Origin of the sequence: Spiroplasma endosymbiont of Melieria omissa, assembly GCF_964031175.1 — a bacterium.
Taxonomy (GTDB): domain Bacteria; phylum Bacillota_I; class Bacilli_A; order Mycoplasmatales; family VBWQ01; genus Spiroplasma_E; species Spiroplasma_E ixodetis_A.
On sequence record NZ_OZ035012.1, the window covers coordinates 825,296 to 837,917 of the forward strand.

15 protein-coding genes and 1 pseudogene are annotated in these 12,622 nt (G+C 22.4%); 8 read left to right on the forward strand and 8 right to left on the reverse strand.

Annotation, left to right across the window (positions count from 1 at the left end; genetic code table 4):
• Positions 1-153: 153 nt before the first annotated feature.
• Positions 154-312, reverse strand: coding sequence for a hypothetical protein (locus ACQH26_RS05460; protein WP_425381878.1), 159 nt, complete (start codon positions 310-312; stop codon positions 154-156).
• A gap of 270 nt (positions 313-582) precedes the next feature.
• Here ACQH26_RS05460 and ACQH26_RS05465 point away from each other — a divergent pair, with 270 nt between their 5' ends.
• Complete coding sequence (locus ACQH26_RS05465) at positions 583-1,821, forward strand: IS256 family transposase (RefSeq protein WP_425383069.1); 1,239 nt, start codon at positions 583-585, stop codon at positions 1,819-1,821.
• A gap of 1,675 nt (positions 1,822-3,496) precedes the next feature.
• Positions 3,497-3,910 (forward strand): hypothetical protein, encoded by a 414-nt coding sequence (locus ACQH26_RS05470; protein ID WP_425381879.1) that lies wholly within the window; start codon positions 3,497-3,499, stop codon positions 3,908-3,910.
• A gap of 76 nt (positions 3,911-3,986) precedes the next feature.
• Here the strand turns inward: ACQH26_RS05470 and ACQH26_RS05475 are convergent, their stop codons facing one another.
• Positions 3,987-4,931 (reverse strand): IS30 family transposase, encoded by a 945-nt coding sequence (locus ACQH26_RS05475; RefSeq protein ID WP_425381880.1) that lies wholly within the window; start codon positions 4,929-4,931, stop codon positions 3,987-3,989.
• A 229-nt stretch (positions 4,932-5,160) separates the two neighbouring features.
• Between ACQH26_RS05475 and ACQH26_RS05480 the strand changes: the two genes are divergently transcribed.
• From ACQH26_RS05480 to ACQH26_RS05490, 3 genes and pseudogenes are all read left to right on the forward strand, one after another.
• Positions 5,161-5,520: a helix-turn-helix domain-containing protein gene (locus ACQH26_RS05480; protein ID WP_425381863.1), complete on the forward strand. Its 360-nt coding sequence runs from the start codon at positions 5,161-5,163 to the stop codon at positions 5,518-5,520.
• Positions 5,521-5,560: 40 nt separating this feature from the next.
• Positions 5,561-6,049 (forward strand): IS630 family transposase, encoded by a 489-nt coding sequence (locus tag ACQH26_RS05485; RefSeq protein WP_425381862.1) that lies wholly within the window; start codon positions 5,561-5,563, stop codon positions 6,047-6,049.
• Positions 6,050-6,056: 7 nt separating this feature from the next.
• Positions 6,057-6,846 (forward strand): annotated as a pseudogene (locus tag ACQH26_RS05490) (IS5 family transposase).
• Here the strand turns inward: ACQH26_RS05490 and ACQH26_RS05495 are convergent.
• On the reverse strand, positions 6,843-7,112 hold the full coding sequence (locus tag ACQH26_RS05495) for a hypothetical protein (protein WP_425381881.1): 270 nt from the start codon (positions 7,110-7,112) through the stop codon (positions 6,843-6,845). The pseudogene ACQH26_RS05490 and the gene ACQH26_RS05495 overlap by 4 nt on opposite strands.
• Positions 7,113-7,488: 376 nt before the next feature.
• On the opposite strand from ACQH26_RS05495, the gene ACQH26_RS05500 reads away from it, so the two are divergent.
• Positions 7,489-8,775 (forward strand): hypothetical protein, encoded by a 1,287-nt coding sequence (locus ACQH26_RS05500; RefSeq protein ID WP_425381882.1) that lies wholly within the window; start codon positions 7,489-7,491, stop codon positions 8,773-8,775.
• Between the two features lie 181 nt (positions 8,776-8,956).
• Here the strand turns inward: ACQH26_RS05500 and ACQH26_RS05505 are convergent, their stop codons facing one another.
• Positions 8,957-9,169: a hypothetical protein gene (locus ACQH26_RS05505; protein WP_425381883.1), complete on the reverse strand. Its 213-nt coding sequence runs from the start codon at positions 9,167-9,169 to the stop codon at positions 8,957-8,959.
• 142 nt (positions 9,170-9,311) lie between these two features.
• On the opposite strand from ACQH26_RS05505, the gene ACQH26_RS05510 reads away from it, so the two are divergent.
• Entirely contained in the window at positions 9,312-9,671 is a 360-nt protein-coding gene (locus ACQH26_RS05510) for a helix-turn-helix domain-containing protein (protein ID WP_425381863.1), read from the forward strand.
• 40 nt (positions 9,672-9,711) lie between these two features.
• Positions 9,712-10,200, forward strand: a complete 489-nt coding sequence (locus ACQH26_RS05515; RefSeq protein WP_425381884.1) for an IS630 family transposase — start codon at positions 9,712-9,714, stop codon at positions 10,198-10,200.
• A gap of 299 nt (positions 10,201-10,499) precedes the next feature.
• Here ACQH26_RS05515 and ACQH26_RS05520 read toward each other — a convergent pair whose 3' ends face one another.
• From ACQH26_RS05520 to ACQH26_RS05535, 4 genes are all read right to left on the reverse strand, one after another.
• Positions 10,500-11,171, reverse strand: coding sequence for a hypothetical protein (locus ACQH26_RS05520; protein ID WP_425381885.1), 672 nt, complete (start codon positions 11,169-11,171; stop codon positions 10,500-10,502).
• Between the two features lie 216 nt (positions 11,172-11,387).
• Positions 11,388-11,510 carry a hypothetical protein gene (locus tag ACQH26_RS05525; RefSeq protein ID WP_256468302.1) on the reverse strand — a complete coding sequence of 41 codons (123 nt, stop codon included), beginning with the start codon at positions 11,508-11,510 and terminating at the stop codon, positions 11,388-11,390.
• Between the two features lie 302 nt (positions 11,511-11,812).
• Entirely contained in the window at positions 11,813-12,175 is a 363-nt protein-coding gene (locus ACQH26_RS05530; protein WP_425381886.1) for a hypothetical protein, read from the reverse strand.
• A gap of 22 nt (positions 12,176-12,197) precedes the next feature.
• Complete coding sequence (locus ACQH26_RS05535) at positions 12,198-12,617, reverse strand: HIT family protein (protein ID WP_252318901.1); 420 nt, start codon at positions 12,615-12,617, stop codon at positions 12,198-12,200.
• Between the last annotated feature and the right edge of the window lie 5 nt (positions 12,618-12,622).

The following is a 12,622-nucleotide window of genomic DNA, read 5'->3' on the forward strand; positions in this document are numbered from 1 at the left end:
ATTAACAATATTCTTAATAAAATAGGTAATTTTTTAAAAATAATTAAAAAAGTATAAATAATAATGACAAAAAATATAATTTTATTTTAACTAATTTGAATCTTTGAACAAATTAAAAAAGAAAAGATCACCCCAAGATAAAAAAATAATATTTTACATTTGTGATGTTCTTGGTTTATTTAAATTTGTTAATGGTACGTTTGTTGAGTCATTGTTTACTTGTTGTTTATTAAAAGCTTTTCCAGATGATTTTGAAAATAATGTTGGATTTGTTTTTGGCTTTTTACTACATGATTCTGATATTTTTTTCATTTTTTACTAATTTCTAATTCAATTTTCTTATTTTTATTAATTTCTCCAAAAGTTACTAATTTAATAAATAAATTTTTAAATTTATTTATTTTTTGTTGTTCTAAAACTTTAATTTCTTCTATTTCAGATTTTTTGATTACTTGCATTAAATTTGATTGTGTTTTTGCTGATTTTTCGGTAATGTTTAGTAATCTGTGTAACTTACAAAAATAACTATGTTTAATTAATTCTAGTAAATATAATTAAATGACTAGAAAGAGTGAGTTACAGATGGCTAAAAAACAAAGTATTAATAATAATGATCCAATATCAAAAGCAGTAGATTTATTACTAGAAAATACTGAAGATTTAACAACAGTATTTAAAGAAGGAGGATTATATAAAGAATTAACAAAAAGATTAGTAGAAAAGATGTTAAATTCTGAAATGCAAAATTATTTAGGGTATGAAAAAAATCAACATAGTAATAGTGAAAATGCTCGTAATGGTATAAGTTCAAAAAAATTAATAACTCAACAAGGTAAAATTGAAATTAATGTACCAAGAGATCGTAATAGTGATTTTACTCCTGTAATAGTTGCAAAAAGACAGAGAAGATTTGATGGCTTTGATCAACAAGTTCTTTCACTATATGCCAAAGGAATGACTTTATCAGATATTAGAATGCAGTTGCAAGAGTTATATCATGGTGCAGATATTAGTGAAAGTGTTATTAGTCAAATTACTGATGATGTGATAGATGATGTCAAGGCGTGGCAAAATCGACCATTAGAAAGTATTTATTCTATTGTTTATTTTGATTGTATAGTAGTTAAAGTACGGCAAGATAAACGCATTATTAACAAATCAGTTTATATAGCATTAGGAGTGGATTTAGAAGGCAAAAAAGATGTTTTAGGTTTATGAATTAGTGAAAATGAAGGTTCTAAATTTTGACTAGCTAATTTTACAGAAATGAAAAATCGAGGCTTAAATGATATTTTGATTGCTTGTAGTGATAATTTAACAGGCATGTCAGAAGCAATACAAGCAGTTTATCCTAAAACTGAACATCAATTATGCATAGTTCATCAAATTAGAAATAGTTTAAAATATGTTTCATACAAACATCGAAAAACCTTAGTTGCAGATTTAAAACCAATTTATAGTGCATGTAGTGAAGAACAAGCAATGCAAGCTTTAGAATCATTTGAAAGTAAATGAAATAAACAATATCCGCAAATTACTAAATCTTGATATAAAAATTGAGATAATTTAATGGTTTTTATTAGTTATCCACCAGAAATTAAAAGAGTGATTTATACTACAAATGCTATTGAATCTGTTAATAGTCAATTACGAAAAGTTATCAGAAATAAAAAAGTTTTTCCTAATGATATGGCAGTTTTCAAAATATTTTACTTAGCAATTGAAAATATAACAAAAAAATGAACAATGCCCATTCAAAATTGAAATACAGCAATTGCTCATTTTATGATAAAATTTGAAGATAGAATTAATCTGAACTAGTAACTTTGTAAAACAAAGATACACAGATTACATAAAAGCCTCGATTTTTCAAGTTCTTCTTGCTCTTGTTCTACATTAAATTGGTCTTGCAATGACAATGCAATTGCTCTATCAATATCTTCTCTTTCTTTCTCAGATACTTCTTCTGATTGTAATGTTTTATAAGGTTCATCAACAACTACAAAACCAAATTCATCATCTTCATTGGTTGCTTGTAAATCTAAACTACTTTCATAAAGAGATGGTGAAATGGTTGGTTCGGAAATTATTCCTTTTTCTTGATGATTATTATTTGTATGTTGAATTTGAGGTTGAACAATCTTACTTCCTTTGGGTCTTACTCCTTGTTTTAGTATTTCCTCTTCAGTAACTAATTTTTTACTTCTGTCTCTACTTTAAATGTTTGTGATGAGGGCATTGATGTTTCTTTAAATTCTTTTACTATTATGTCAGATTGTTTTTCTTTTTCTAAGAACCTGTTTAGGATCTTTTTTGATTAATTTTTAATAAAATTTATATTATAATGGTTATTTTATAATAAAAAATAGATTTTTAGTCGATAAGTTTTCAAATGATAAAATCTTTTTAACAAAAAAATGAAAAAGAAAATAAATTATTGGTTAAGTACCTATTTATAAATGATTATTTCTTGTTTTAGTTAAATTCTATTAAAAAGATCCTAAACAGGTTCTTACATAAAAAAGTCTCATAACTAAGGCTTGATTAATAGTTTTGTATTCAAAATTAAAACATTACTAAAAACAGCAAATATGGAGTGTATTTAGGTAAATAGTATTAAGAAGAAATTATGAATAAAAAATTAACAAATTATCAAAAAAATAAAGAACAAATTTTAATTAGAAAAAAAGGAAGCAAAGATAATAATTTATTATGGTAGTGTAAAAGAAGAAGGTTATTTCTTTCCTATTTGAATAAATATAACTTAACTTTTTCAAAAAAGACCTATTAAGGTCTTTTTTTATATATTTATATATACATTTATATATTTTTAAATATATAAATGTATATAATTAAATTGTTTTTAAAACTTCATAACTGTGTTGTTTAGGATATGCTTCAATGGAGTTGATTTGATTTTCAATTCAATTAGCAAATGTTTGTGAATTTGTAATTCAGTGAATTTTACCACCATCAACAAGTCATTGACGTATATTAATTAATTTTGTTTTAAAGCGTTCTGGTGATTTTCTAGTTAATTCAAGTTCTACATAAATTTAATCTTTAATTAAATATAATCGTTACTAGTGCCATCGACCAAGACCACATCAGTAACTTTATTATTGTATAATAAATATATTAATTTGTGAATTATTAATAATAAATTAACATAAAAAATATATAAAGTGAATAAATTTTAACGATTTTCATATAAGTATTCATATCCGTTTTTCGGGTAATTAAAAAATGATAAAATTTGAACAAATAAAGTTTATTTTTATATTTTATGTGTTAATAATAATTTTATTTATAATCATTTTTGATTTATTATTACTATTTATTATATATTATATTGTGCAAAGTTATCTATAATGAATATATAAAAACGGATATGAATATGTTATAATATTTTTAATTATAAAAATATTTGAAGGGGTTAGTTTATGGCAAATAGTTTAGTAGAAAAAAAGAAAATAAATTTATTAAAAAATCAAATATGATTGTTCGTGCAATAACTAGTGAATGTGCAGGAATTATGACACAAAGATTGTTTAATTTTGCTATTTTAAATTCTTTGCATAAGTTAGATTGAAATAAACAAGAAAAACATAAATATTTAGAATGTTGAATTGCTGATTTTTGTAAATATTATGGTATTCAACAGCATAAACTTTATGATAAAGTTATTCATAAAAACAAAGAAATGACAGTAATTCAAAAAGAAATAGAAATTTTAACTAGTTATAAGTTTTTTTTATTTGATGAAAATAGTGGAGATTTTAAGTTTGTGAATTTATTTTTACAAGGTGGAAATACAAAAGGTAAAATTTCTTTAGAAATTCATCAGAGTCTAATAGCAGAACATTATTTAAATTTAAAATCTGATTATACAAATGTTTATTTACCTTAGAACCTGTTTAGAATCTTTTCGAAAATAATGTAAAATGATTATATACCTGAATTGTAAATATAAATGGGACATTTTTTTAAAATAATTGTATTAAATCTATTGGTCTTTTATAAGAGAGTGATTTTCTTGGTGTAGAATTAATTTGAAATGCTATTTGATTCAATGATTTTTGATTAAAATTAGATAAATCAATGGATTTTGGTAAATATCTTCTTAAAATACCATTATTATTTTCATTTAAACCCCTTTGACAAGGTTTACCAGGATCTGCAAAATAAATTTTGACATTACAAATTTTTTCGATTAATCTTCATTTACTAAATTCTTTGCCACGATCAAAAGTAATGGTTTTAACTGTTCCTTTTTGTAATTTTGAAATAAATTTTATTATATTTTTCATAATATTTTCTGATTTATTATTTTTAGTTGCTAAAGGAATTGTGGTTTTTGATCATATATCAGCCAAAGTAATAATAGAACTTTTATGATCTTTACCAATGATAGTATCACCTTCTAAATGACCAAATTCTTGTATATTTTTAATATTAGGAATGATTAAATTTCTTTCATGAATAGACTTACAATTATTAATTCTGCCCCTAGTTTCTTTTTGTTTGTGAGATTTATTTTTTCCTTTTCTCAACAATTTATTTTCATCAAAACCCATTCGATTTGTTTTAAACATGTTATATAAGGTTTTTGTTGAAATACTTTTTATTTTATTTTCCTTTAAAAAATTAGCAATTATATCAAGAGCATAATTTTTAGTAATTAACAAATTATTAATAGTATTAATTTCTATTAAATTTAAAATTATTAATTTTCTACCTGCATTTTGTTTATTTTTTTTAAATTGATTTAATATTTCTAATGGTAATAAGTTTTTATTTAATAATCTGCAAACTCTATGTACTGTTGATTTACTATAATCAACCATTTTTGCTATTTTACGAATCGAAAATCGATAACCTTTATATTCTTTTATTGCTATTATTGATTCAATAGTTAGATACTTATACATTGTGTTAATTCCTTTCTTTTCTTAATTATAGAATTAACACAATTTAATTTTTATATAAGTGTCCTTTTTAATTTTACAATTCAGGATATTTTAAAATCAGAGGTATATATAGCTAACTAAAGTAATATTTACTCATAAATAATGTAAAATAATAATATGTAATTTAAACAGTTTTTGAATTTAAAAGTACAATTCAGCAATAATTAAAATAGATTAGGAAGATTAAATTATGCCAAAACCATACAGTGAAGACTTACGAAGAAAAGTAATAGAAGCTTATGAAAGTAAAAATATGAAAATTAAAGAAATTTGTAAAGTGTTCAATATCACTAGAAAGACTTTATTTTTATGAAGAAAAAGAAAAAAAGAAACTGGGCATATAAAACCAATTTTGAATTATCAAAAAGGACATAGCCACAAAATAAAGGATTTAGATGAATTAAAAAATTATTTAGCAGAAAATAAAGATGTTACAGTTCAAAAAGTAATTGATAAATTTGGAAATATGACTAAAGAAACAGTTTATAACTATTTTAAAAAACTAAATTATACATATAAAAAAAACTTTTCTATATGAACAAAGAGATAAAAATAAACAAGAAGATTTTTTAAAAGAAATAGCTAAAATAATGAATGAAGATTTAGTATATATTGATGAATCTGGAATTGATGATAATGAATTTTATAAATATGGTTGATCTGAAAAAGGTAAAAGATTATTTGATAATAAACCCGCATATAAAATAAAGAGAATGAGTATAATTGGTTCACTAAATAAAGGTAAATTAAAAGCCTTATGAGCATTTGAAGGACATTGCAATAGTAAAATTTTTGAATCATATGTTAAAAATAAACTAATTCCAGTATTAAAGCGTGGACAAATTATAGTTTTAGATAATGCAACGTTTCATAAATCTAAATTAACACAACAATTAATTGAAAATGCTGGATGCAAACTATTATTTCTTCCGCCATATTCTCCTAATTTAAATCCAATTGAACATTTTTGATTTGCTATAAAACATAATATAAGAAAAATATTACCAAATTATTGACCAAATATTAAAAAAGCGATTGATTTTGTTTTTCAAGATATGAGTAAACATTACTTTAGTTAGCTATATTATGCATAAAAATTATCCAAGTCATGTCACCAAAGAACAATTTGAGAACATAAAATCAATTTTAGAAAATAGCAAAAAGAAAACAAAACCAAGAAGTTTAGATTTATATGAAGTATTTTGTGCAATTTTATATGTATTAAAAAGTGGTTGTCAATGAAGAATGCTACCAAAAAATTTTCCAAAATGACAAACTGTATATTATTATTTTCAAATTTGAAGTAAAAATAACGGTAAAGAAGCTAGTGTATGGCAATTAATTTTAAAAAAAATTGGTTAAAAAAGTTCGTATCAACAATAATCGCAAAGAACAAACTAGTTTTTGTATAATTGATTCGCAAAGTGTTAAAAATACAGATACTACTGAAAATAAAGGTTATGATGCTGGTAAAAAGATTTAAGGAATAAAGCGTCATATTATTGTTGATTCTCAAGGTTTACCACATGCAATTTACATAACCACAGCAGAAAAAACAGATCGTAATAGCGCTATAATAATGATTGAAAATGAAAAAGAAAATCTTTCTGCAGTTCAAAAAATAATAGTAGATGCTGGTTATACTGGTGAAAAATTTGCTTCTGAAATCAAAACAATCATAAATGCAAATGTTGAAATTATAAAACGCAATGAACTACATACTTTTGTAGTATTACCAAAAAGATGAATTGTAGAACGAAGCTTTGCTTGATTAGAAAAATACAGAAGATTATGAAAAAATTGTGAAAGAAAACTAAATACTAGTTTACAAATGGTTGTTCTTTCCTTTATTTCAGTTTTATTAAAAAGATTCTAAACAGGTTCTAACGATAATTTTTTTGCCAGTTCCACTTGTTCTTCTTCTTCTGATAATCTCATGATTTCATCAATAAGACCTGGATCAATTGCAAGTTGTTCCATTTGTTCAAGTGTGAATGTTCTCATTTGTTCCATTGTAAATACTGGTATTTGTTTTTTATCAATCGCTTCTCTTTGCTCTTTTGTCAATGAACGGATTTGTTGTGTTGTGAATGCAAATGTTGGCGATAATTTTAATTTTCTAATATAAGTTTCAGCTGCCATTATTTTTTCTTCCTTTCTAAAAATAAAAAACCCATTTATTTTAAAATTAAAATAAGAGGATTAAAAAACTTTATATTCTTTTGTAGAATATTATCATAATAATAATATTTTTCCAATAAATTCGTATTATTTTTTTCATTGGGTTATAAATAAATATTATAACTTAAAAAAGGACTTATTTAATATGCAAATTATTAATATTGAAACATATTGCAAAGTACGTTTAATACACATTATTTATTTAAGTTTTTTAGTTTTTGCTAATTTCAAATAAAATGTTTATAATTAAATCAACACTTTTTAATGACTAAAGTGTTATAAAATATATAATTATTAATTTTTTAAATAATTATTTAAAAAATAGAGGTATAAAATTATGAATAAATATTTATTTTTTTTAAGTGTGATACCACCTTTAATTTTTTTAGGAAACAATATTAATAATAAAAATATTGAAAATACTGTACTAATAAATCAATTAGAAGAAAATAATACTTCATTCAATAACCAATTTAACTATTTAAGCAATAGTGAGTGAATTACTAATCAATCAATAACAGATCATAAATTTTATAGTTATGATACATTATCTTTAGCAAAATACACTTTTCCTAAAGCAAGGAATACTTTTTTAGTAGATAACTATGGTAACCTAGTTTATAACCCTAATATAAATATTCCTGATAAAGATAAAGTAAATATTGAAAATACAAAACAAGAAATGAACAGCCACAAAAAAGTAACTATTATTAAAGATAATTATAATCCATATAGTAAAAGTGAATATTCTTATTCATACTTTACTGGTTATAATAATTGAAAATATATTCAACAAGGTGATATTGAAAAACATATTGATATTTCTAATCAAGCAGGTGCTGATAAAGTTGAACATAGCAATAATCTAAATGAAACACTAGGTTTATATTATATTGCTAAAGCAACACATGATAATAAAATTAGTAAGACAATAGCTAATAACTTAGCAATGTATTTTATTAATCAAACTAGTTTAAAAGGGCAAATTAACAATCAATTAACTAGTAACATTGTTAATTTAATTATTGATAATCAAAATGTTTATAATTTTTTGAATAAATCACCACTAACATTAACTACTAAAAACTATTCATTAAATTGAATTTTTGATAAAAGTAATAATCTAGTTGCTATTTATTATAATAATTGAAAAAACACTAATAATATTATTAATGATAAAATAAATTATTCTTTTTCAGATTGACATAATGGAACATCAATCGCTACTGATAATTCTAATGTTTATAATATTCTTAAGTGAAGCAATTATGCGAGAGACTGAAATACTTTCAGTAATATGTATCCAACTTTTTCTTTTATTAATTCATATTTCAAAGTATCAACTTCAACAGGAATTGAAAGTAGTCCAACACTATCAACTAATACTGCAAAAATTGAACAATATAAAAACCCCGGTAATGCTAATGTTCTTTTTATTGCTTATATTAATACTAAAGATGGTGGAGGATGAGGAACAGAAATTGCTCTTAACTTAGATCTTTGACATGATAATGATAATATTTACTTTCAATGGTATTGTTTTTTAAATTCTTCATTTGGTCGTATGACATATGTTAACATTGCATTAAACAACATTAATTTTCATAACATAATGAACAATTAATAACTTTATTTAAAATTTTTAATTAATAAACAAAATTAATAATAAGGACAAAGTTTATTTTGTCCTTATTATGATTATAAAGATATATTTTTTATTATTATAATAATTTAAGTAAATCTATTCGAAAAAATTTATCTAATTTTTCTCATCCAAGATCACGATTTTGTTCAGGAGTCATTATTTAACGACCAAAAGCTTCTGGAAATAAGTCAATATATGATGTTCTTCAATATCAACTTCTAACAATACCATAACTTAAAAGTTTTTGATAAGATTTATTATTAATCTTAGTTCCATTTGCTAATGATGAAATCATATATTTTCTTGCATCAAAATTATTATTTTGTTTATTACGAATTAAAGAATCCAAAATATGACCATATTCATGTACCATAACTTCCATTCCACACTTTATATAGCTAACTAAAGTAATATTTACTCATAAATAATGTAAAATAATAATATGTAATTTAAACAGTTTTTGAATTTAAAAGTACAATTCAGCAATAATTAAAATAGATTAGGAAGATTAAATTATGCCAAAACCATACAGTGAAGACTTACGAAGAAAAGTAATAGAAGCTTATGAAAGTAAAAATATGAAAATTAAAGAAATTTGTAAAGTGTTCAATATCACTAGAAAGACTTTATTTTTATGAAGAAAAAGAAAAAAAGAAACTGGGCATATAAAACCAATTTTGAATTATCAAAAAGGACATAGCCACAAAATAAAGGATTTAGATGAATTAAAAAATTATTTAGCAGAAAATAAAGATGTTACAGTTCAAAAAGTAATTGATAAATTTGGAAATATGACTAAAGAAACAGTTTATAACTATTTTAAAAAACTAAATTATACATATAAAAAAAACTTTTCTATATGAACAAAGAGATAAAAATAAACAAGAAGATTTTTTAAAAGAAATAGCTAAAATAATGAATGAAGATTTAGTATATATTGATGAATCTGGAATTGATGATAATGAATTTTATAAATATGGTTGATCTGAAAAAGGTAAAATATTATTTGATAATAAACCCGCATATAAAATAAAGAGAATGAGTATAATTGGTTCACTAAATAAAGGTAAATTAAAAGCCTTATGAGCATTTGAAGGACATTGCAATAGTAAAATTTTTGAATCATATGTTAAAAATAAACTAATTCCAGTATTAAAGCGTGGACAAATTATAGTTTTAGATAATGCAACGTTTCATAAATCTAAATTAACACAACAATTAATTGAAAATGCTGGATGCAAACTATTATTTCTTCCGCCATATTCTCCTAATTTAAATCCAATTGAACATTTTTGATTTGCTATAAAACATAATATAAGAAAAATATTACCAAATTATTGACCAAATATTAAAAAAGCGATTGATTTTGTTTTTCAAGATATGAGTAAACATTACTTTAGTTAGCTATATCTCTAAAATCTGTATCAAGTATTATTTTAGTATTACACATATTATCATTACAAGAACCAAAATATGCTTCTCCTGACATATTTATTTTTAGACTGTTCTCACAATTTTTGATCTAATTCAATTTTTTCTAACATTTTAAAAACATTATTTTTTCCATATAATTGAGCTAAAATATTATAAAACGACATATTCCTGTTTTTAATTCATCAATGTTTGCATTTATATGATAATTACTAATTGTTTTAATAAATGATTCAAAATCAATTTTGCCATCAAATAAAAGATGATGTTCATTAAATTGTTTTTTTTAAATCTTCAAAATCTTCAAAATTATCATTATTATTTTCCAACTTTTTAAAAGCATTATTTGATTCTTCATTTGCTTTAAATTTAACTTGTTCATTTAAAATATTAATAAAATCATTTACAGCAGGTAAATTTTTAAATTCATTATCATTTAAAATATCATTTTTTCCAAATAAAATTTCTTGATGATGTTGATAAGAATAAGTAGGAACTTGTTTATCTCTTATATTCAAATCAGGAACAATATAATCTAACGTTACAAAAGATCTATTAGGACTATACTTAAGCTTTACTGTTCCAATATAAATATCTTCATTTATTGAAGTAATTATTGCTTGATTTTGGTTATTAACAATTTTAATTTCCAAACTAGTTACATCTATATTATATTTATTACTAAAAATATCTATAATTTCTTTTTTTACTTTTTCATCATCATTTATAGCAGTTATGTTTTGTCCAATATAAATTTTACCTAAATTTCTTTTTCCTTTAGGAAAAATTATTTCTAAGTTTTTTTTCTTTTCAATTTCAATTTCTTCTTCAATATTTTCTTCCATTTCAGAATTATATAAAATACCAGTAGTTGCACCACTAATTAAAACCGCAGAACTAATTATTCCAGCAATAATTTTTGAATTTTTATTTTTTTTAGACATATAATACTCCTCCATATTTTGATTTCAGAAATAAGTTCTTTATATTCTTGCTTTGATATCAATAGATATAGACTAGTATTGTTTTTATTTATAATTTGTTTTATTAACAATTAAGATGAAAATTGTTTTAGATTTCTAAAACAATCAGTAAAAATTTTTAAAATTAGTTGATAAGGGCTATTGATAATAATATAAATTTTATTAATAATCAAAAAATTATTGATTAGCACACTCTGGGCATTTCATAATTTTTCTTGCTGTTTTTGAGTTTGAAGCTAAATCATTACCATTAATTTCTTTATTACAACTTGAACAATGTAATACTTTTCTTTTTTTCATATTTCAATCTCCTTTATCTTTTTTTATTAATGCTTAAAATTATAGCATCATTAATAAAAAATGCTTTTTTGATGAAAACAAAAAGGTAGTTATGCCACTCATCAATTAATAATTTTTATAAAATTTGATAATAATAACTATCATAATATTTTTTTCTTATTATTTATGTTGAAAATAAACTCTAAAAATATTATTAATTATTTATTAAAAATTGTTTTAATACTATTTTCAACCAAAATTATAAAAAAATATTGGATAATATATTGTCCAATATTTTAAGTTATTAATAATTATTTTATGACTTATTTACTATTAAATATTCATAAAATAGAGCCAAACGCCATGATAATATGTGGTAAAGCATTAATATAAGTTCATGTTGACTTATAATCTACATCTTTGCCAACAAATAAACCAATAACTATTATAACTGAAAGAAATGATATAAATAGTGCTCATAGTCTTGATCATAATCCAGGTTTAACTGAAAATGGTATTAGAATATAAATAATACCTATTATAACTAATGTAACTCCATTTTCATTTCAGCCATAGAAACTATAAGTTATAACTCCCGCTGCATACAATAAACTAAAAACAATAATTCATACAGCACCAATTAGCATTAATATTTTAGGTAAAGTTAATAACTTAAGACTTTTCATTTTTTTCCTCCTTAAATATTTTTTACATTAATTGTGATTTCAGTATTTTTTTAAGATTATTAATATCATCAATTGTAACATTTTCTTTTGTCCTATTAATTAAAAAACCTTTTTCACGAATATATTTTGGAATAATATGAACATGATAATGAAATACTTCTTGAAATGCTTCGCTACCATTATTAGTTAAAATATTAAATCCTTTAATTTCGGGAATAGTTTTTATTAGCAAATTAGCAATTTTATGAGTTGTGATACTAACATCGCTCACTATTTTGGGTGTAGTATCAATAAAAGTTTCAAAATGTTGCTTTGGAATTACTAGAATGTGTCCTTTAGTTACGGGATTTATATCCATGAATGCTGCTGTATTTGTATCTTCAAAAATTAAGTTATTTGTATCTTTAATAATTGTACAAAAAATGCATGCTTTATTTGTCATATATT